The 19,873-nt window shown below is 69.7% G+C and carries 20 protein-coding genes; 14 read left to right on the top strand and 6 right to left on the bottom strand.

Annotated features, from left to right (window positions below):
* Window positions 1-39: 39 nt before the first annotated feature.
* Complete coding sequence (locus V2J18_RS11825; RefSeq protein WP_064748242.1) at window positions 40-1,536, bottom strand: MBL fold metallo-hydrolase; 1,497 nt, start codon at window positions 1,534-1,536, stop codon at window positions 40-42.
* A gap of 263 nt (window positions 1,537-1,799) precedes the next feature.
* Between V2J18_RS11825 and V2J18_RS11820 the strand changes: the two genes are divergently transcribed.
* The 9 genes from V2J18_RS11820 (at window position 1,800) to V2J18_RS11780 (ending at window position 13,036) form a co-directional block, all read left to right on the top strand.
* Window positions 1,800-3,149, top strand: coding sequence for a glycoside hydrolase family 16 protein (locus tag V2J18_RS11820; RefSeq protein WP_064748241.1), 1,350 nt, complete (start codon window positions 1,800-1,802; stop codon window positions 3,147-3,149).
* A gap of 326 nt (window positions 3,150-3,475) precedes the next feature.
* Window positions 3,476-4,726 (top strand): isochorismate synthase, encoded by a 1,251-nt coding sequence (locus tag V2J18_RS11815; protein WP_075575138.1) that lies wholly within the window; start codon window positions 3,476-3,478, stop codon window positions 4,724-4,726.
* Window positions 4,723-6,426 carry a (2,3-dihydroxybenzoyl)adenylate synthase gene (locus V2J18_RS11810; protein ID WP_064748239.1) on the top strand — a complete coding sequence of 568 codons (1,704 nt, stop codon included), beginning with the start codon at window positions 4,723-4,725 and terminating at the stop codon, window positions 6,424-6,426. Before V2J18_RS11815 ends, V2J18_RS11810 begins: the two co-directional genes overlap by 4 nt.
* The gene (locus tag V2J18_RS11805; protein ID WP_186442588.1) at window positions 6,423-7,301 is read left to right on the top strand and encodes an isochorismatase; all 879 of its coding nucleotides are present in this window, start codon (window positions 6,423-6,425) and stop codon (window positions 7,299-7,301) included. The genes V2J18_RS11810 and V2J18_RS11805 overlap by 4 nt, the downstream gene beginning before the upstream one ends.
* Complete coding sequence (locus V2J18_RS11800; RefSeq protein ID WP_064748237.1) at window positions 7,301-8,623, top strand: condensation domain-containing protein; 1,323 nt, start codon at window positions 7,301-7,303, stop codon at window positions 8,621-8,623. The genes V2J18_RS11805 and V2J18_RS11800 overlap by 1 nt, the downstream gene beginning before the upstream one ends.
* Window positions 8,620-9,447 carry a siderophore-interacting protein gene (locus V2J18_RS11795; RefSeq protein ID WP_336131882.1) on the top strand — a complete coding sequence of 276 codons (828 nt, stop codon included), beginning with the start codon at window positions 8,620-8,622 and terminating at the stop codon, window positions 9,445-9,447. Before V2J18_RS11800 ends, V2J18_RS11795 begins: the two co-directional genes overlap by 4 nt.
* Entirely contained in the window at window positions 9,444-10,250 is an 807-nt protein-coding gene (locus tag V2J18_RS11790; RefSeq protein WP_336131881.1) for a 2,3-dihydro-2,3-dihydroxybenzoate dehydrogenase, read from the top strand. Before V2J18_RS11795 ends, V2J18_RS11790 begins: the two co-directional genes overlap by 4 nt.
* 186 nt (window positions 10,251-10,436) lie before the next feature.
* Window positions 10,437-11,450, top strand: a complete 1,014-nt coding sequence (locus tag V2J18_RS11785; RefSeq protein ID WP_336131880.1) for a ligase-associated DNA damage response exonuclease — start codon at window positions 10,437-10,439, stop codon at window positions 11,448-11,450.
* Complete coding sequence (locus V2J18_RS11780) at window positions 11,447-13,036, top strand: ATP-dependent DNA ligase (RefSeq protein WP_336131879.1); 1,590 nt, start codon at window positions 11,447-11,449, stop codon at window positions 13,034-13,036. Before V2J18_RS11785 ends, V2J18_RS11780 begins: the two co-directional genes overlap by 4 nt.
* A gap of 12 nt (window positions 13,037-13,048) precedes the next feature.
* Here V2J18_RS11780 and V2J18_RS11775 read toward each other — a convergent pair whose 3' ends face one another.
* Window positions 13,049-13,813: a DUF72 domain-containing protein gene (locus tag V2J18_RS11775; protein ID WP_336131878.1), complete on the bottom strand. Its 765-nt coding sequence runs from the start codon at window positions 13,811-13,813 to the stop codon at window positions 13,049-13,051.
* Window positions 13,814-13,953: 140 nt separating this feature from the next.
* Here V2J18_RS11775 and V2J18_RS11770 point away from each other — a divergent pair, with 140 nt between their 5' ends.
* Both V2J18_RS11770 and V2J18_RS11765 read left to right on the top strand, forming a co-directional pair.
* Window positions 13,954-14,295: a cupin domain-containing protein gene (locus V2J18_RS11770; RefSeq protein WP_064748343.1), complete on the top strand. Its 342-nt coding sequence runs from the start codon at window positions 13,954-13,956 to the stop codon at window positions 14,293-14,295.
* A gap of 60 nt (window positions 14,296-14,355) precedes the next feature.
* The gene (locus V2J18_RS11765) at window positions 14,356-14,856 is read left to right on the top strand and encodes a pyridoxamine 5'-phosphate oxidase family protein (RefSeq protein ID WP_064748342.1); all 501 of its coding nucleotides are present in this window, start codon (window positions 14,356-14,358) and stop codon (window positions 14,854-14,856) included.
* Between the two features lie 126 nt (window positions 14,857-14,982).
* On the opposite strand, the gene V2J18_RS11760 is transcribed toward V2J18_RS11765, so the two are convergent.
* Window positions 14,983-16,569 carry an alkaline phosphatase D family protein gene (locus tag V2J18_RS11760; RefSeq protein ID WP_064748341.1) on the bottom strand — a complete coding sequence of 529 codons (1,587 nt, stop codon included), beginning with the start codon at window positions 16,567-16,569 and terminating at the stop codon, window positions 14,983-14,985.
* 194 nt (window positions 16,570-16,763) lie between these two features.
* Between V2J18_RS11760 and V2J18_RS11755 the strand changes: the two genes are divergently transcribed.
* Both V2J18_RS11755 and V2J18_RS11750 read left to right on the top strand, forming a co-directional pair.
* The gene (locus V2J18_RS11755; RefSeq protein WP_064748340.1) at window positions 16,764-17,066 is read left to right on the top strand and encodes a hypothetical protein; all 303 of its coding nucleotides are present in this window, start codon (window positions 16,764-16,766) and stop codon (window positions 17,064-17,066) included.
* Window positions 17,067-17,158: 92 nt separating this feature from the next.
* Window positions 17,159-17,557: a hypothetical protein gene (locus tag V2J18_RS11750; RefSeq protein ID WP_261370124.1), complete on the top strand. Its 399-nt coding sequence runs from the start codon at window positions 17,159-17,161 to the stop codon at window positions 17,555-17,557.
* Between the two features lie 144 nt (window positions 17,558-17,701).
* On the opposite strand, the gene V2J18_RS11745 is transcribed toward V2J18_RS11750, so the two are convergent.
* Window positions 17,702-18,142 carry an Hsp20/alpha crystallin family protein gene (locus V2J18_RS11745; RefSeq protein ID WP_064748338.1) on the bottom strand — a complete coding sequence of 147 codons (441 nt, stop codon included), beginning with the start codon at window positions 18,140-18,142 and terminating at the stop codon, window positions 17,702-17,704.
* Between the two features lie 192 nt (window positions 18,143-18,334).
* On the opposite strand from V2J18_RS11745, the gene V2J18_RS11740 reads away from it, so the two are divergent.
* Window positions 18,335-18,889 (top strand): GNAT family N-acetyltransferase, encoded by a 555-nt coding sequence (locus V2J18_RS11740; protein WP_064748337.1) that lies wholly within the window; start codon window positions 18,335-18,337, stop codon window positions 18,887-18,889.
* Between the two features lie 113 nt (window positions 18,890-19,002).
* On the opposite strand, the gene V2J18_RS11735 is transcribed toward V2J18_RS11740, so the two are convergent.
* Both V2J18_RS11735 and V2J18_RS11730 read right to left on the bottom strand, forming a co-directional pair.
* Window positions 19,003-19,512, bottom strand: coding sequence for a CDP-archaeol synthase (locus V2J18_RS11735; protein ID WP_079248210.1), 510 nt, complete (start codon window positions 19,510-19,512; stop codon window positions 19,003-19,005).
* Window positions 19,513-19,621: 109 nt separating this feature from the next.
* Entirely contained in the window at window positions 19,622-19,873 is a 252-nt protein-coding gene (locus tag V2J18_RS11730; protein ID WP_064748334.1) for a DUF6868 family protein, read from the bottom strand.

The following is a 19,873-nucleotide window of genomic DNA, read 5'->3' as shown; positions in this document are numbered from 1 at the left end:
CCTTCCCACGTGGGAAGGTCAAGCCGCGGGTCGCGCCCCTCACCGCGCCAGATCGCCGTATTCGGTGTACAGCACGCGCTCGACCCGGCCCCGGCCGATGCCGTCGCCGACCCGCAACTCGCCGCTGCCGCGCGCCTGCGGACGGCGTAGCGTCTGGCCTTCCGGCGCCGCATCGCCGTCGATGCGGACGATCTGGTCCATGTCCGGAGCGCCTTCGATGCGATGGGCCAGGAAGCGTTCGCGGCCGCGGCCAAAGGCGATCCAGGCGCCGGGGTCGGGCCTGCGGCCGGGTTCGAAGCGGCGGAAATGCACGATCCGGCGCACCGTCACTTCCACCTCGCGCGCGATCGGCGTCCCGTCGCGTTCGAAATGGCCGCGATAGAGGTCGGCGCGGAAGCGCGCTTCGGGCTTGATCGTCTGCACCAGCGCCCAGCGCTCGCTCGGCGCCAGGGTGTAGTAGTCCTGCGGGTGGCGGCCGGCGTCGTCGCGGTACGACGCCAGCGCTTGCGCCGGCAGTTCGGCCTCGAAGATCAACTGGTAGTCGTGCGGCGAATGCAGCATCGGCAGATGCGAGAGATAGACCGTATCGACCCCGGCCACCAGCATGCCGTGGGTGTTGGGCGCATCGGCGAACTCGCCGGCGTGGGGCACGCGGGCGAAGGCGTACTGAGCGCGCGTGTCCTGGTGGAGGAAATCGCCGAGCCCCTCGACATCGGCCCGCCAGCGGCGCAGGACCGCACCGTCCAGCGCCAGGCCGTGCTCGTCCGGCTGCAATGCCGTGCCGATCGGATACAACTCGCCGGGGCGGGCGCTCATCTCGACGTGCGCGCCCAGGACCTGCGCGACCGGCCGGCGGCGGGCGAATGCCTCCAGGCGCGCCGCGCTGGCGCGGTAGGCGTTCAGATCGCGCACGGTCAGCAGTCCCGGATACAGGCTGTCGCCGCTGAACAGGCTGCGGGTGGGCGGATCGTAGACCGCGATATGCGCCGGGTCGTGCCCCGGCAGCGGCAGCACGCGCAGTTCGCGGCCGCCGAGGTCGAACCCGGCCTCGCCTTCGGGCCAACGCGTCAGGCCGAAGAACGCGGCGACTTCCTCGACGGAACGGCCGACGACATGGGTTTGCGGGCGATCGCGGAAAGCGGCGTCGCCGTGCGTGTGGTCGCGATGCGAATGGGTGTGCGCGACGACCAGCGGCAAGGTTTCGCCGCGGCCGTGTTCGCGCTGCCATTGAGCGAGCAATGCGTCGACGGTGGCACGCAACGGGAGATCGCTGCCGGCGACGGGTTCGGCGCCGCTGTCCAGCAGCAGGGCGCGGCGTTCGCCGGCGATCAGATACAGGAACGGCGCCTCGAAATTGGAGCGCTTGGACTGGCGCAGCACCCATAGCCCCGGTGCGGCGGCCTGTACTTGCAGGGTGGGTTCGCCGGCGGCGCCATGGACCCAGCGCTGCGGCAGGTCCAAGGCGCGGCCGGGCAGGGCGGCGCACAGCAAGACGGCGGGCAGGAGCGTACGTAGCAGCAGGCGCGACAGGGGCATGCGGGCCGGGACCGGAAGCAAAGCCCGATTATCGCCGTCCGCGTCCGATCCGCGAGCCCGGCGCGACGCCGGCGGGTGCTGTCCTGCAGCACGCGGAGCAGCGCAGCCGCACGCCGGCCACACCGGAAGCGTGAACCCGGCCGGCAATCCGGCGCATCCGCGCCGCGGTAAGCGGCCTCAGCCGTTGACAGCGCTGTCATAGCGAGGACATTCGGCCGGTCTGCCGCGGCAGACGCCCCCACTGGCTGCAGGAGAGTCCGCCCATGAACCTCGTACGCTTCGCATCTTCGGCCTTGCTGGCATCGCTGTTCGGCGCCGTCTGCGCACCGTCGCCGGCCGCCGCGCAGACCCTGGTCTGGCAGGACGAATTCAACGGCCCGGCCATCGACCGCAACCGCTGGACCTACGACGTCGGCGACGGCTGCCAGATCGGCCTGTGCGGCTGGGGCAACAGCGAGCTGCAGTACTACACCAGCCGGCCGGAGAATGCGCGGATCGAGAACGGTCGCCTGGTGATCGAAGCGCGGCGGGAGGCCTTCGGCAGCCGCGGTTTCACGTCGGCGCGACTCAAGACCGAAGGTCGCCTGCACTTCAAATACGGCACGTTGGAGGCGCGGATCAAGGTGCCGGACCTGCGCAACGGCCTGTGGCCGGCGTACTGGATGCTGGGCACGGTCGGCAACTGGCCGGCGCGCGGCGAAATCGACCTGATGGAGATGGGCTCGGCCGCGGCGATCGGCGCCGGCTTGACCAATCGCCGTGTCGGCGCGGCGGTGCATTGGGACTACCGCGGTTCGCAGGCCGATTACGGCCGCGACTACGACAGCGCGTCGGACCTCGCCGGCGGTTTCCACGTGTACCGCATGACCTGGGACCCGCAGTTCATCCGCGTGTCGGTCGACGGCCGGCAGTTCTTCGAATTCGCGATTTCCGACATCGAAGGTGCGTCGCTGCACGAGTTTCACCAACAGCACTTTCTGCTGTTGAACCTGGCCGTCGGCGGCAGCTATACCGGCATCCTGTCCAATGCCGGCATCAGCGCGCCGCTGCCGGGCAGGATGGAAATCGACTACATCCGCCTGTACCAGAACCCGGGCAGCGAGCTCTACACCGGCGCCGAAGCGCCGGCGGGCAAATTCGGCGTGTACACCGAGCGCGGCGATATGAACGCGCGTCTGAACTACGGCCGCGACGCGGAACTGTATCTGTGGAACAACCTGACGCCGATCGCCGCGCCGGCCTACGAGGGCAGCCAGTCGATGGCGTTCCGCGCCAACGCCGGCGCCTGGTACGGCCTCGGGGTGTATACCGGCTATCGCAACCTGAGCCGTTTCGGCAACGGCCGGCTCAAGTTCCATATGCGCACCACCGCGACGAACAGCTTCAAGATCGGCCTCAACAGCTCCTTCGGCGACAGTTGGATCGTGTTCGCTCCGGGCGGCCAGCAGTACGGGCTGGTGCGCGACGGCCGCTGGCACGAGGTCAGTATTCCATTCAGCGCTTTCCATGATCTGGATCTGCGCGCCTTGAAGCAGATGTTCATGCTCGCGGCCGATCCGCCGGGCAGCAACGTCGACGTCTTCGTCGACAACGTCTACTACCAGGACTACTGATCGCCGCGCACGATCGCACGCAATGCGATGCCGCACGGTCGTTCCGGACCGTGCGGCGCAGCACACAACTCGCAGCGAAGCGCGCGCGCTTCGCCTTGCCAACGCCGCCCGCTGCGCTTACTTTATCCGGCACTCGACGGCGCTGTTGCGGCCGTCTCTCAGCCAGCCGGCGCCCGCGCCCGCAAGCTCGCCCCTCTCCCAGAGCTTGCAGGTGCTTCCGTGAAATCCTCTCGCGGCGCGCATATCGCGCCAGTCCGTGTCCTTGCGCGCGCGCTTCCGCGGCCGCACACGTCCCACCTTGTCGCCGCCGCCTGCGGAGGCGCGCCATGATCGGCGAAGCCAATGGACTGGCGCGTCAGGATTCCGCTCCCGTTTCGGCGCAAGCGACCGTCGCTGCGCCACCGTTGTTGTCCGGCTATCAGGCGCAGGACTCGCTGTTTTCCTCGTCGCAGCAACAACTGCACGCGCGCGGCCTGCTCGCGCCGCTCGGCCGCGCCATCGACGAGGATCTCGCCGGCGCCGCCGAAGGCCTGCTGGCCGACATCGCGATCGAACACGGCCGTTTGCCTTTGCTCGGCGCGGTGCCGTTCGACCGCAGCCAGGGCGCGCGGTTGTGGTTGCCGACCCAGGCGGTGTTCGCGGCCGGACGCGCGCGCCATCGCGGAGCGGCGCTCAGCGCCGTGCCCGGCGGCGAAGCGCGCGCGCGGCCGGCGATCGAGCCGGTGCCGGCGCCGGCCCAGTTCAAGCGCAACGTCGAACGCTCGCTGGCGCAGATCCGCGACGGCGCGTTGCGCAAGGTGGTGATGTCGCGCAGCCTGCGCATCGGCGCGCGAGTGGACGTACCGCAGTTGTTGGCGCAACTGCTGGCGCGTGCGCCTTCGGCGTACACCTTCGCCATGGACCTGGCCGCGTTGCAAGGGGCGCCGGCTTGCCTGATCGGCTCGAGCCCGGAGTTGCTGCTGGCCAAGCGCGGGGCGCGCATCGTGTCCAATCCGTTGGCCGGGTCGATTCCGCGCGCCGCCGATCCCGACGAAGATGCGCGCCGTGCCCGCGGTTTGCTGGAATCGGCCAAGGACCTGCACGAGCACGCCCTGGTGGTCGAGGCGGTGGCGGCGAATCTGGCGCCGTATTGCCGCGAGTTGCGAGTGCCGCCGATGCCGTCGTTGCTGGCGACGCCGACCATGTGGCACCTGTCGACCCGGGTCGACGGCGTGCTGAAAGACCCGGCGACCGGCTCCCTGCGCCTGGCGTTGGCGCTGCACCCGACCCCGGCGGTGTGCGGCGCGCCGACCGAGCGCGCGCGCGACGCGATCCGCGAACTGGAAGGCTACGACCGCGGACTGTTCACCGGCCTGGTCGGTTGGTGCGATGCCGACGGCGACGGCGAATGGGCGGTGACCATCCGTTGCGCCCTGGTCGAAGAGCAGCGGACAACGGTGTTTGCCGGCGCCGGCATCGTCGCGGGGTCCGAGCCGGAGGCCGAGCTGACCGAAACCAGCGCCAAGCTGAGGACCATGCTGGGAGCGATGGGGCTGGCGCACGCCGTGGAGCCGGCAATGGGGGAGGGCGGGGCATGAGCGCCGCATCGGAGAATGGGCCCGATCGCCTGGACGGCTTCGTGCCCTGGCCGGCGGAATTCGCCCGACGCTACCGCGAACGCGGCCACTGGGCCGGCATCGGCCTGTACACGCGGCTGGCGCAGCTCGCCGCGCAGCATTCCGGGCGCACAGCGCTGGTCTGCGGCGATCGCCGCTGGTCGTATGCGGAGTTCGACAGGCGCGTGCGCGCCTTCGCCGCCGGATTGCGCCGCGTGGGGATCGCGGCGCGGGACCGGGTGGTGTTGCAGCTGCCGAATCTGGCCGAGCATTACGTCGCTTGCTACGCGCTGTTCCGGGTCGGCGCGCTGCCGGTGTTCGCGTTGCCGGCGCACCGGCGCGCGGAGATCGGGTACTTCGTCGGCCACGCCCAGGCCCGTGCGGCGATCGTCGCCGACCGCGAAGCCGGTTTCGACTATCGGGCGATGCTGCGCGAACTGCAGGCCGAGCACGCTTGCCTGGAGTCGGCGATCGTGGTCGGCGACGCGCAGGAATTCCACGCGTTCGACGCGCTCTACGACGAACCGCTGCCGGCCGGGGAGCCGGTCGATGGCCCGGATGCGGGCGAGGTCGCGTTTCTGCAACTGTCCGGCGGCAGCACCGGCGTGCCCAAGCTGATCCCGCGCACTCACGACGACTATCTGTACAGCGTCCGCGCCAGTGCCCGGATCTGCGGCCTGGACCCGCATTGCGTTTATCTGTGCGCTCTTCCGGCCGCGCATAACTTCCCGATGAGTTCGCCCGGCGCCCTGGGCGTGTTCGATGCCGGCGGCTGCGTGGTGCTGGCGCGACGCCCCGAGGCGGACGCCTGTTTCGAACTGATCCAGCGCGAGCGGGTCACCCTTACCGCGGTGGTGCCGGCGCTGGCGCTGGCCTGGCTGGAGTCGGCCGCGCGCCGCCGCTACGACCTGTCCAGCCTGCGCACCATCCAGATCGGCGGCGCGCATCTGGCCGGCGAGGTCGCCCGGCGCGTGCCGGAGGCCTTCGGCTGCCGCCTGCAGCAGGTATTCGGCATGGCCGAGGGGCTGGTCAACTACACCCGCGACGACGATCCGGCGGAGCTGGTGTTGGGCAGCCAGGGCCGGCCGATCAGCGACGACGACGAGATCCGCATCGTCGACGACGAAGACGTCGAGGTCGCCGAGGGCGAAGTCGGGCATTTGCTGACCCGCGGCCCTTACACCATCCGCGGTTACTACAAGGCCGAGGCGCATAACGCGCGCGCTTTCACCGTCGACGGCTTCTATCGCACCGGCGACCGCGTGCGCCGCCTGCCGAGCGGTCATCTGGTGGTGGAGGGGCGGGCCAAGGACCTGGTCAACCGCGGCGGCGAAAAGATCGCCGCGGAAGAAGTCGAAAGCCATTTGCTCGCCCATCCGGCGGTGTTCGACGCCGCCCTGGTGGCGATGCCGGACCGCTGGCTGGGCGAGAAGAGCTGCGCGTTCGTGGTGTTGCGCGAGCCGGCGCCGGCGCCGCGCGAGCTGCAACGTTTCGTGCGCGAGCGTGGCGTGGCCGCCTACAAGGTGCCCGACCGGATCGAAGTGGTCGCGCAGCTGCCGCGGACCGCGGTCGGCAAGATCGACAAGAAGGCCTTGCGCGCGCGCCTCGCCCCGGGCGCCCCCGTTTCCGCCGCCGCGCCGACCGCGGCGGCTTTCCCTACCGTTATCGCAGACCCTTCATGACGATCCCGACTATTGCCAGTTACCCCATGCCGGGCGCCGAGCGCCTGCCTGCCAACCGCGTCGACTGGCGACCCGAGCCGGCGCGGGCCGTGCTCTTGATCCACGACATGCAGGACTATTTCCTCGGCTTCTACGACCGCAGCCAGGCGCCGGTGCCGGCGCTGATCGACAATATCCGCGCCTTGCGCGAAGCCTGCGACGGCGCCGGCGTGCCGGTGGTCTACACCGCCCAGCCCGGCGCACAGAGCGCGGCCCAGCGCGGGCTGCTGCAGCCGTGGTGGGGGCCGGGCATCACCGCCAAGCCGGAGCTGACCCCGGTCGCGGCGCAGATCGCGCCGCGGCCGCAGGACACGGTGCTGACGAAGTGGCGCTACAGCGCGTTCGTCTCCAGCGACCTGGGCGAGCGCATGCGCGCGCAAGGCCGCGATCAACTGATCGTGTGCGGCATCTACGCCCATATCGGCTGCATGATGACCGTGGCCGACGCCTTCATGCACGACATTCAGCCGTTCCTGGTCGGCGACGCGGTCGCGGATTTTTCCGCCCAGGAACATGCGATGGCGCTGGATTACGTCTCGCGCCGCTGCGGCGTGGTGATCGACCGCGCCGGCTGCGAGGCGGCGCTGAGCGCGGGCCTGGGACTGCCGCGCAGCCTGGTGCAGCTGCGCAGCGAACTGGCGCAGATCGTCGAATTGCCCTTGGATGAAGTCGGCGCCGACGACAATCCGTTCGAGATCGGCCTGGATTCGATCCGGTTGATGAGCTTGCTGGAACGCTGGTCGGCCGGCGGCGAGCGCATCGGCCTGGTCGAGTTGGCCGAACGCGCCAGCGTCGCCGACTGGTGGCGGTTGATCGATTCGCGCCGGGCAGCCTGATGAGCGGACCGGAGGTTTTGGGCCTGACCGGGCCGCAATACGGCATGTGGGCCGCGCAGCAACTCGACCCCGACAGCCCGTCGCTGTGGACCGCCGAAGCGGTGGAACTGGAGGGCGAACTCGATGTGGAGGCCCTGCAGGCGGCGGTGACGCAGACCCTGCGTGCCTGCGATGCGCTGCATATGCGCTACCGCGACGGTGCAAGCGGTCTGATCCAGGCGTTGGACCCGGCTCGCTGCGTCGAATGGCCGTCGATCGATTTCTCCACCGCCGCCGATCCATGGAGCGAGGCGCTGGGCTGGATGCACAAGGACCTCGCGCGCCGCGCCGATCTGACGCAGGGGCCGTTGTTCGCCAGCGCGCTGCTCCGGCTCGGGCCGCGACGGCATCTGTGGTATCTGCGCGTCCACCACATCGCGCTGGACGGCTTCGCCTATTTGCTGCTGATCCATCGCGTCGCCGAACTGTACAGCGCCGCCGTCGGCGGGCCCGCGGCGTCGGCGGCGCGCGACTGGTCGTTGGCGCCGGTGGTGGCCGAAGACGCCGCTTACCGGCGCTCGGCGCGCTGTGCAGAAGACCGCGCGTTCTGGCTCGGGCGTTTCCAGGGCGCGGGCGAGCCGGTCACGCTGGGGCGCAAGTGCGCGCCCGACGCCGCTGCGCATTCGTTGCGCCACTTGCTGCCGTCGGCGCAGTACCCGGCCTGGCAAGCCGCCGCGAGGGCGGCGGGTGCGGATTGGGCGAGCTGGCTGGTCGCAGCGATCGCGGCCTGGATGCATGCCCGCAGCGGTGCGCGCGAGATCGCGCTCGGTCTGCTGGTCATGAACCGGCTGGGCAGCGCCGCGCTGGGCGTCCCATGCATGGCGATGAACGTGGTGCCGCTGCGGATCGCGCTCGACCCGGGCCAGAGCTTCGATGCGCTGGTGCGCGAGGTCGCCAGCGAACTGCGCGCCCTGCGCCCGCACCAACGCTACAACTACGAGTGGCTGCGCGGCGACCTCGGCCTGGCCGACAGCCACGCGCAATTGTATGGGCCGGTGCTGAACCTGATGCCGTTCGACCGCGGCTTCGTCTTCGACGGCTTGCGCAGCCGCGCCCATCCGATTTCGGTCGGCTCGGTCGAAGACCTCGATATCACCGTCTCGCCTTTGCCCGACGGCCTGCGCCTGGACCTGGAGGCGAACCCGCAGGCCTATCCGGCTGAGGTGCTGGAAGCGCACCAAGCGGCCCTGCTGAACTTGCTCGATGCGGTCATCGCCCGCCCGGACACCAGTCTGGCGACGCTGGCGGCGCACTGCGGCGGCACCGCCGCGGAGGCCGCATGAGCGCGCCGTCGCGGCCGCGGTTGCTGCGGGTCGCGCGCATCGTCCAACGCAGTCCGCAGATGCGCCGCATTACTTTGTCGGGCGCGGACCTGGCCGGGTTTCCGGGCGGTTGCGAGGGCGCCCACATCAAACTGTTGTTCCCGGCCGTGGCCGGCGAGGCGCCGGCGCTGCCCGGCATGGGCGAGCGCGGGCCGGTGTGGCCGGCCGATGCGCCGCGTCCGCACGTGCGCACCTACACCGTGGCGCGCCACGACCCGCAGGCCTGCGAGCTGGATGTCGATATCGTCCTGCACGGCGACGACGGTCCGGCCTCGCGCTGGGCGGCGACTGCACGCCCGGGCGACCCGCTCGGCCTGGCCGGTCCGGCCGGTCCGCCGTTGTTCCAGCCGCAAGCCGAACGCTTTGTGCTGATCGGCGACCCGAGCAGTTACGCATTGCTGTGCGCAGTGATCGCGCAACTGCCGGCGCAGGCCCGGGTGGACGCGTTGCTGGAAGTGCCCGATGCCGGCGAGATACTCGACCTGCCGCCGCACCCGTGCCTGCATGCGCGCTGGTTCTCGCGCGACGGGGCGCCGGCGGCGCCGAGCCGGCGGCTGCTGGATGCGCTGCGGGCCATGCCATGGCCGACCGGGCAGAGGCTGTCGGTGACCTTGGCCGGCGAAACCGCTCAAGTGGTGGCGATCCGCGACTTCCTCGCCCGCGAGCGCGAGGTGCCGCGCTCGATGATGTACGCCGTGCCGTACTGGAAAGAAACTTGGGATGAGGACCGGTATCACGAAGAGCGGCATCGGATCATGGATGCGTTCGAGGAAGCGGCGGCATGAACGCCGGCGCTGCGAGCGCGAGCGCCGGCGAATTCGCCGGCCGCTTGGTGCTGGTCACGGGCGCCGCCCGGGGCATCGGCGCCGCCACCGCGGAGCGCTTGGCGGGCGAGGGGGCGCGGCTGGCGCTGATCGATCGCGACGGCGACACGCTCGCGGCGACCGCCGCGAGGTTGCGCGACTGCGGCGCCGAAGTCGGCGCGACCGCGCTCGACCTGGCCGACGCCGCAGCGGTGGATTCGGTGGTCGCGGCGATCGAGCGCGAGCGCGGCCCGATCGAGCACCTGGCCCATGTCGCCGGCATCCTGCGCGTCGGCGCCAGCCTGGAGCTCGATCTCGAAGACTGGGACGCCTGCATGGCGGTCAACGCACGGGCGGTGTTCGCGACCACCCGCGCGGTCGCCCGGCGCATGCGCGAACGCGGCCGCGGCAGCATCGTCGCCGTCGGCTCCAACGCCGCCGCCGCGCCGCGGATCGGCATGGCCGCCTATGCCGCCTCCAAGGCCGCCGCGCACCAGTACCTGCGCTGTCTGGCGCTGGAGCTGGCGCCGTTCGGCATCCGCTGCAATATCGTCTCGCCCGGCTCGACCGACACCGCGATGCAGCGCGCCTTCGCCGCCGACGAGCAGGCGCGGCGCGACATCCTCTACGGCGTGCCGGCGTCCTATCGGCTCGGCATCCCGCTGCGGCGCATCGCCGAACCCGACGACATCGCCGAAGCGGTCTGCTTCCTGCTGTCCGACCGCGCCCGCCACATCACCCTGCACGATCTGCGCATCGACGGCGGCGCGACCCTCGACGCCTGAGCGCACGGTCGAAACCCTGCGCACGACGGTCGCCCGCAAGATGCCGAGCGCCGCCAGGGCGCGCCGCCGCCCGCATAGCGCGAAGCCCGACACCACGCGGTCCGGGCGGTGCGGGGCAGAATGCTGCAGCGGCGCGGTCTAAACGGTGTGAAGCGTGGCGCCGGGGCGCCGCGCTAGGCTGCCCGCATGAGCGCCGACGCCGCCCGCGACGATCTGATCGTGGTTCGCCCGGAAGGGCTGTACTGCCCGCACGGGAAGTTCTACGTCGACCCGTGGCGGCCGGTGCCGCGGGCGGTCATCACTCACGGCCATGGCGATCATGCGCGGCACGGCATGGGGGAGTACCACGGCACTCGCGACGGTTTGCCGATCCTACGCTGGCGCCTGGGCGAACAGGACTATCGCAGCTACGACTACGCCGAGGTCTTCGCGCTCGGCGACGCGAGCGTGTCGCTGCATCCGGCCGGGCATGTGCTCGGTTCGGCGCAGGTGCGGATCGAGGCCGGCGGCCGGGTCTGGGTGGTGTCGGGCGACTACAAGCGCCAGCACGACCCGACCTGCGCACCGTTCCGGCCGCAGCGCTGCGACGTCTTCGTCACCGAGTCGACCTTCGCCCTGCCGGTCTACCGCTGGCCCGACACCGCCGAGGTGGTGGCCGAGATCGTGCAATGGCGTCTCGACTGCGCGGCGCGCGGCGAGGCCGCGGTGCTGTTCTGCTATGCGTTGGGCAAAGCGCAGCGCCTGCTGGCCGAACTGGCTCGGATCGATCCGCGCAGGGTCTGGCTGCACGGCGCGATCGCCGCGGGAGTCGAGGTCTATCGCCGGGCCGGCATCGCCATGGTCGAGACCGCGCACGTGGCCGAGCAGGGCGGACGCGACGACTACGCGGGCGAACTGGTGCTGGCGCCGCCCTCGGCGGCCGGCTCGGCCTGGATGCGCCGGTTCCGCCGGGTCCAGACCGGCTTCGCCTCGGGTTGGATGCGAGTGCGCGGCAATCGCCGCCGGCGCAACATCGACCGCGGCTTTGTGGTTTCCGACCACGCCGACTGGCCGGCGTTGTTGCGCAGCGTCGAGGACAGCGGTGCCGGTCGCGTGATCGCGACGCACGGGCGCAGCGACGCGCTGCTGCGTAGCCTGGCCGAACGCGGCCTGCGCACCGAGGCGTGGCGCAGCGCCGAATTCGAAAGCCCGGCGACATGAAGCGCCTCGCCGCCCTGTACCAGCAGCTCGACCGCAGCACCGCGACCGGCGACAAACGCGCCGCCCTGCGCGCCTATTTCGAACAGGCGTCGACGCAGGACCTGGCCTGGGCCCTGTGGCTGCTGTCCGGCGCCAAGCTGGCGCGCATCGCCAATACCCGCGAATTGCGCGAATGGATCGCCGCCGAGGCGGCTTTGCCGGTGTGGCTGGTCGACGAGAGCTACGACCAGGTCGGCGACCTGGCCGAAACCTTGACCCTGCTGCTGGACGACCCCGAACGCAATCTGGACCTGCCGCTGCATGTATGGATCGATCAGCGGCTGGCGCCGTGTGCAGGCGCCGACCCGATCACTCGTCGCGAAGCCGTGGTCGCCGGTTGGCGTTCGCTGCCGTTCGCGCAGCGTTTCGTGTTCAACAAGCTGTTGACCGGCGCGCTGCGGGTCGGCGTGTCGCAGAAACTCGTACAGCAGGCGTTGGCGGAATGGTCGCGGGTCGACATCGCCCTGATCGCCCAGCGCATGCTCGGCGACTGGGCGCCGTCGCCGCAGTTCGTCGCCGGCCTGCTCGAGCCGCAGGCGCGGGTCGAGGACCGGCAGCAGCCGTACCCGTTCTTCCTCGCCTCGCCGCTGGAGACGCCGGTCGAGCGCCTCGGCGCGGTCGAGGACTGGCTGCTGGAATGGAAATGGGACGGCATCCGATTGCAGTTGTTGCGCCGGCGCGGCGAGGCGGTGCTGTGGTCGCGCGGCGAGGAACGTCTGGACGGGCGTTTCCCCGAGATCGAGGCGGCGGCGCAACGGCTGCGCCGCGACTGCGTGATCGACGGCGAGCTGCTGGTCTGGCGCGAGGGCGACGAGACGCCGCGGCCGTTCGCCGCGCTGCAGACTCGGATCCAGCGTCGCAAGCCCGGCGCCAAGACCCTGGCCGAAGCGCCGGCGCGGGTGCTGGCCTACGATCTGCTCGAACTCGACGGCGAAGACTGGCGCGCGCGCCCGCTGTCGCTGCGCCGCGCCGCCCTGGCCGAGTTGCTGCAGCAGATCGGCGAGCCGTGCATCGCCGTATCGCCGCAGGTGCCGGCGCGGAGTTGGCAGCAAGCGGCGGCCTGCCGCGAGCAGGCGCGCGAACGCGGAGTCGAAGGACTGATGCTCAAGCGCCGCGAATCGACTTACCAGCGCGGCCGCCGTCGCGGCGACTGGTGGAAATGGAAGATCGATCCGCTGAGCATCGATGCGGTGCTGGTCTATGCCCAGTCCGGCCACGGCCGGCGCAGCAGTCTTTACACCGATTACACCTTCGCGCTGTGGGACGAGGGCGCGCTGGTGCCGGTGGCCAAGGCGTACTCGGGATTGGACGATACCGAGATCCTAGCGCTGGACCGATGGATTCGCGCCCACACCCTGGAGCGATTCGGGCCGGTGCGGTCGGTCGAGCCGCAGCAGGTGTTCGAGCTCGCTTTCGAAGCCGTCAATCGTTCCGGCCGGCACAAATCGGGCGTTGCGGTGCGCTTTCCGCGCATCCTGCGCTGGCGCCACGACAAACCCGCGGCGGAAGCCGACCGGTTGGACACGCTGCGGGCGCTGGCGCCCTAGATCCCGCGCGTCTCAGTCCGCATCCGCACACAGCGCCTGCAGGGCGAGCGCGTCCTCGACCGCATGTCCGGCCGCGGTATTGTCGAAGATGCACCAGGCCTCGGCATCGCCGGACGATGCCAGCGCCGCCTGCGCCATCGCCCGCAGGCGCTGCGACCCGTAGGCGCTGTAGTAGACCTGCGGCGAGCCGTGCCAGCGCCAGTAGCGCACGCCGCCAGCGGCGCCAGGCGTCGCGGCGGCGGCGAGCGGTAGCGCCGGATCTACCCCGGCGCGGCCGATCCGGTGCCGCTGCAGCAGCGCCTGCGCGGCCGGTTCGAACCAACTGCGGTGGCGTGGCTCGCACACCGCCGGCGCAGCGCTGCGCCGGCCGAGCATGGCGAAGAAGTGCGCCGCGACCGCGGCATCGAAGGCCAGCCGCGGCGGCAACTGCACCAGCAGCACGCCGAGCTTGGCGCCTAGCCCTTCGACCTGGCCGACGAACTCGGCGAGCGGTTCGCCGACGCTGCGCAAGCCGGCCTCGTGGGTGATGCTGCGCGGCAGCTTCACGCTGAAGCGGAAGCCGTCGGGCACGCTGGCCGCCCAGCGTTCGTAGGTCGCACGCCGGTGCGGGCGATAGAACGAGGAGTTGATCTCGACCGCATCGAAACGGCTGGCGTAGCGCTGCAGGACGCTGTCGCCGGCGCCGAAGTGCGATCGGGATGCGGCCGGCAGCGACCAGCCTGCGCAGCCGATGCGCAGGCGCTGGGGCGAGGCGGCGGATCGATGCGCGGTAGGCAAGCTGCGATTCCGGGTAGAGGGTGGGTCGATGCTTGGGCTCGCTTCGTTGTCGCGGCGTGAATGCGGGTTTCTTCACGCCGCCGCTGTGCGCGCTTAACGCCGCAACCGCGAGGCTGTGGCCATCGCAAGGGAGAACCCAGATGCAATACAAGCATTTTCGCTTCGGCAAAGGGTTTCGGGTCGCGTTCACGTTGCGCCGCGCCCAGGCCGCCGAGATGGTGATCGCGCCCGGCGACAGCGAGGGCGGTCCGGACAATCGCCATCGCGGCGCCGACCAATGGCTGTACGTCGTGTCCGGCACCGGCGTGGCGATCGTCGAGGGCGTGCGGCGGACCTTGCGCGCCGGCAGCCTGATCGCGATCGAACGCGGCGAGCGCCACGAAATCCGCAATACCGGCCGCAGTCTGCTCAAGACCGTCAATTTCTATACGCCGCCGGCTTACGACCCGGACCAAGACCCGCTCCCGGCCGGCAAACGTTGAGCTGCCCGGCCCACCGGCTATCGATCGCTCGACTTCGACCCAGCGTTCAGGAGACCGTACATGTCGCATACCCCGCAGGAACTCGAGCAGAAATTCTGGAAGGCACTGGAGTCCGACCGCACCGTGATGCTGGGCTTGGAGAGCGCAGGCGGCCGCCTCGGTTTGCCGCGGCCGATGACCGCGCTGTACGAGCACGCGCACGGGCCGATATGGTTTTTCACCGCGACCGACAACGGGCTGGTGCAGGCCCAGGACGGCGACTCGGCTGCGGCGGTGATGACCCTGGCCTCGAAAGACCATGCACTGTTCGCGACCGTGACCGGTCAACTGCATCGCCGGCTCGACCGTGCGGTGATCGAGCGGCTGTGGAATCCCTTCATCGCCGCCTGGTACGAGGGCGGCAAGGACGATCCCAAGCTCGCCCTGCTGCGGTTTGATCCGGACCAGGCCGAAGTCTGGCTCAACGAGAACAGCCTGCTGGCCGGGGTGAAGCTGCTGCTCGGCGCCGATCCCAAGCGCAGCTACCGCGACAAGACCGCCAGGCTGGATCTCAAGCATTGAGCCCCAGCGAATCCGGTTTCAGGGAGTAGGAGCGGCACGAGCCGCGACCGCGTCCCGTCCCGGTCGCTACGCCGCGACCTGCAACCCAGCGGCCGTTGCGCCGCCAGTTCCCCAAGCCGCTAACCCTCAAGCCGCCGCCAAGCTCTTGGCATACACGCTGCGCCCGTCGAGATCGCGCAAGTCCACCCGCAACTCGCGGGTCAACGGATCGATATTGACCTCGCCGAAGAACTGATAGCCCGCCAGCGGCGAGGCGTTGGCATGCGGCGGCGCCTTCTGGAACACCACCTGCGGGCCGAAAGTCGCATCCAACGCGTTCGGCCCGAACGAACCGGCATTGAGCGGCCCGGCGACGAACTCCCAGAACGGCGCGAAATCCTGGAATGCCGCCCGGTTCGGGTCGTAATAGTGCGCGGCGCAGTAATGCACGTCGGCGGTCAGCCAGACCACGTTGGGTACGTCGCGGATCGCCCGCAGCAATTCGGCGAACTCCAGCTCGCGCCCGCGCGGCAGACCCGGATCGGCATTGGCGACCGCTTCCCAGCGCTTGCGACCGGCGGTGTCGCTGCCGTCCGGCACCTGCAGGCCCAGCGGCATATCGGCGGCGACGATCTTCCAGGTCGCGCGCGAGCGGCGCAGGTTGTGGATCAGTTCGCGCAGTTGGCGACGGCCGAGGAAGACGGTATCGGCATCCGGCGCAGTCTGCAGATTGTGCGTATTGGGGCCGCGATAGCTGCGCATGTCGAGCATGAACACGTCCAGCAGCGGGCCGTAGTGCACGACCCGGTCGATCCGCGTCGCCGCAGCATCGCGCAGCCGACGCTGCGGCGAGTACTCGAGAAAGGCCTGGCGCGCACGCCGCACCAGCAGGTCGACATCCTTCACCGCATAACGCGGATCGGCGTTCAGATCCTTGCCCGGCGACCAGTTGTTGACCACTTCGTGATCGTCCCACTGCCACAGCTGCGGCACCTGCGCGGCGAATCGGCGCAGGTGCGCATCGCGCAGGTTGTAACGGTAGCGGCCGCGGTACTCGTCCAAGGTTTCGGCGACCTTATGCACGCCTTCGGCGACCAGGTTGCGCCAGATCCGCCCGTCTTCGGCGGCCTGCTCGGCGGCGATCGGCCCGTCGGCATAGACGCTGTCGCCGGAGTGCAGGAAGAAGTCGGGGTCCCGCCGGCGCATGGCCTCGAAGATGCGCATGCCGCCGATCTCCGGATTGATGCCCCAGCCCTGGCCGGCGACGTCGCCGCCCCATACGAATCGCACCGGCCGCGAACGATCCGGCGCGGCGCGCAAACGGCCTTCGCTCCATGCGCTGCGCAAGCCGCTATCGGCGTCCTCGAACGCGACCCGCACATGGCGTGCGGCACCGTCGGGCCGCAAGGGCAGGTCCAGGCGGGCGGTGAAGTCGCTGCCCGCGGTGGCCCAAGGACCGCACAGGCGCAGTGGGCGGCGGAAGCGTTCGTCGCGGTCGATCTCCACCCACATGCGCGAAACACGGTCGCTGCGTGCCCAGACAGTGGCTCCTTGTGCGCCGACATCGCCGAATTGGATGCCGTAATCCAGGCGCGGCCGCGCTGTCTCCGATGCGATCACCGCCGGCGCGGCCAGGGTGGGCAGGGCGAGACGAGCGGCGCCCCACCCGAGGGCAGCGGCGCTTTGACCTAGAAAACGGCGGCGGGGCAGGGCGGTATCGTCGCGATCGTGCATGGCGGCGGCTCGGCACGTAGGGCTGGGGGAAACGTCACCGTAGCGAGCCGATGTGGCAGCCTCGTTGCGTCGGGGCCGGACCGAATGCGACCGATTGCTCATCCTGGATCGCGGTGCGCGCAGCAAAGCGTGCGCAAGCGCGCTAGGATCGGCGGGCGAGGGCGCACGACGACGCCCGGCGGAGGGACAGGGCCATGCGCAGCACGACGATTCATCGCCTGGCGATCGCGACCCTACTGCTGGCCTCGGCGGTGCCGGCCTGGGCCGCGCTGCCGCCGTTTTGGCAAAGCAGCCGCGAAATCCAGGCCGTCACCGGCAGCCAGGACGTGGCCGCAGCGTTGAAGCAGGCGCCGATCGAGCGCATCGAGCGGGCCCAGGGCGGCTATCGCGTGTCGTCGCAGACCTGTTCGGTGCTGGTGAAGGTGATCTACGAGAAGTCGACCATGCCGGGGCCGCAGAAATTCCGCATTCAGCCGGGCAAGGCCGAATGCCGTTGACGGCGCGGCACCGGTGAGATGCGAGCGCCGTCGTAGGCTGGATGCTCGCGCCGGAACGGTAGGTCCGATGGAGAACGCCTGAGGGGGCAGGGATGCGAATTCCGATCTTGGTCTTGGCCTTGTGGCCGGCGCTGGCGACGGCGCAATTGCACGTGTCCGCGCCGAAACCGCGTCCCGCGGCGCCGGCACGCGCCATCACGGTCAGCTACCGGCCGGTGGACTGCAAGCGCTTGACCGAACACCACCCGGCACAGCCGTGGCTGCGCCAGGTTTGCGAGAACACCGACTACAACGCCTCGATGGTGCTGGCCCGCGGCCTGGGACGGCCGCATCCGTCGCCGAGCGTGATCGGCCTGCCGGCGCACGGCTCGGCGCCGGCGCGGCAGTACGGCCTGGCCTGCATCGGCCAGTTGGCCATGAAGCGGCTCGACAACGGCTGGGAACAACTGCGCGATCGCGAGGGGCGCTATCAGCGTTGCCGCGACCTTTAGGCGCAGGAGCGAAATCGCGCCGTTGCAGAACGGATCCGGCGATACGGCAGGCTCGGCGGCGGGTCCGTTCGCATCGGTGCGGGCGCCGGGCCGGCAGCGGCGTTGCGCTCGCCGCCCCCGGCTTGGCCCGTCGGCATCCGGCGTTCAGCCGACCGAGATCCGCTTGCCGGACGCTGCGTTCTTCTTGGGCAGATTGAGGCTCAGCACGCCGCCGTCGTAGGCCGCCGTCGCCTTTTCGCCGTCGATTTCCAGCGGCAGTCGGAACGAGCGATACGCTTGGCCGCTGAAGCGCTCGCTATGGATCTGCTTGCCCTTTTTGTCCGACTTGTCGCGGTTCACTTCCGCCCGGATGCTGACCTGGTGGCCTTCGACGGACACGTCGATGTCGGTTTTCTTGACGCCGGGCAGGTCGATGAGGACGCTGTAATGGTCCTCGTCCTCGCGCACGTCCAGGCGCATTTCCATCGCCCGCTCGTACTCCTTGGCCAGGGCGGGACGGACGCCGAGTCCGTTGAGCCATTCGTCGAAGAAGGGATCGATCCGGGCGAGCGGGCCGACCGGATTCCAAGTGGTGGGCAGTGCCATGGCGCGTCTCCTGATTGGCGATGCCGGCCGGCGCGAATCGCCGGCGGCGACGTCAGTGTGGATCGGCGATCGATGTGGAGCTTGACCCGGGTCAAGGCGCGGCGGCAACCGACCGGTCGCTGCTTGACCTGGATCAAGCGGCCGGCGAAACACCGGGTCTAGCTTGACGGACACGACCGCAGGAGAATCGTCATGAGCCATGGTCCTTTGCTGTTCACCCCTTCCGCCGGGCCGGAGTATCCGCGTTGGTCGGAGACGCTGCGCGATCGCAGCCATGTTCTGATCCGTCCGATCCTGCCGCAGGACAAGGAGGCCGAGCGCGCGTTCATCGAGGGATTGTCCGCCGAGGCCAGGCGCTATCGTTTTCTGGGGCAGGTCAAATGCCCCAGCGACGCGATGCTCGAGCGGTTTACCCACGTCGATTACGTGCACGAAGTCGCTTTCGTTGCGGTGGTCGCCGAAGACGGCCACGACCGCATCGTCGGCGTCAGCCGCTACAGCACCGATCAGGAAGGCACGCAATGCGAATGCGCGGTGACAGTCAGCGACGCATGGCAGCACAAGGGGTTGGGCACACTGCTGATGCGCCACTTGATCGAGGTCGCCCGCGCTCGCGGAATCCGACGCATGAGCTCGATCGATTCCGCCGAGAATGTGCAGATGCGGGATCTGGCGCGCTATTTGGGTTTCCAGAGCCGGGTCGATCCCGACGACGCCAGCCAGGTGATCTACGAACTGTCCCTGTAGCGGGCGGAGCGCCGCGTCCCCAGCGGCGAAAACCCGCGGGCCGGGAAAGGGCTCTGCCAAAGTAGGCATCTCGGACCTGTCCCGGTTCCGCTTCGTCCAGTTTCTGGCGCGGTTCACCAGGGACTGGTCTTGATGCCCAACCGAAAAGCGATCCGGTTGACGAGAATGTCGCCGATCAGCGAGATCGCCAGAAGGAAGACCGCGTCTGCGACCGACAATGCGGCGAACGGGCCGACCAGCAACAGCGATCCCAGCACGAAGTCCAACTGGTCGAACGGTATCCAAGGCGCACCGGGAGCGATCTTCCGTCGCCGCTTGAAATAGCTCTTGACGCAGTCCCCGATCATCGCGCCGATACCGAAGCCCAGTCCGATCCAGGGCCAGTGCGTGTAGTCGACGAGAGGAGCGGGAAGGGCGAGCGCTTTCTGCACGGCCGCGATGGGTACCGCGGCCAGTACCCCGAACGCGAAGCCGAGCACGGTCTTGTGCTCGCCCAGGCTCGGCGCGTGGATCGGTCGATTCCAGCCCCGCCAGTAGCGCACGAAAGGCGGCGCCATGTTGGCGACATAGGCCGGGGCCATGAAGTAGAGCAGTTGCAGTGCGCGATCGATGAGTTCGGACATAAAGGTCGCCATCGGCGATTCGCAGCGGTACCGACTCTGCAGGAGGCCTCAACGTTCGCGGTGGCGGGCGGCTGGGACAAATCAGACCGCCGGTCGAGGCGGGCGAACCTCAGCCCTGGCGCAGCAGGTACAAGGTCAGCCAAGGGACGATGAAGAACAGCCAGATCGCCAGCTTGTATGCGCCGAAGAGCAAATAGGCCGCCTGATGAATCTGGGCGCGATCCAGTGTGAACCAACGCGCGTGCAAGCGGCAAAGGGCGTCGCCGATCAGCACCCAGGCCAAGAAGCCGAGCAGCAATATCGCGTAGTTGAGCGAGGCACCGAGCAGCAGGAAGGATTGCAGTTGCGGCAGTGTCATCAT

The sequence above is a fragment of the Lysobacter firmicutimachus genome (genome assembly GCF_037027445.1).
Classification (GTDB): Bacteria; Pseudomonadota; Gammaproteobacteria; order Xanthomonadales; family Xanthomonadaceae; genus Lysobacter; species Lysobacter firmicutimachus.
Note: the sequence above shows the minus strand (reverse complement) of the source record. Positions and strands in the feature narration are given on the sequence as shown.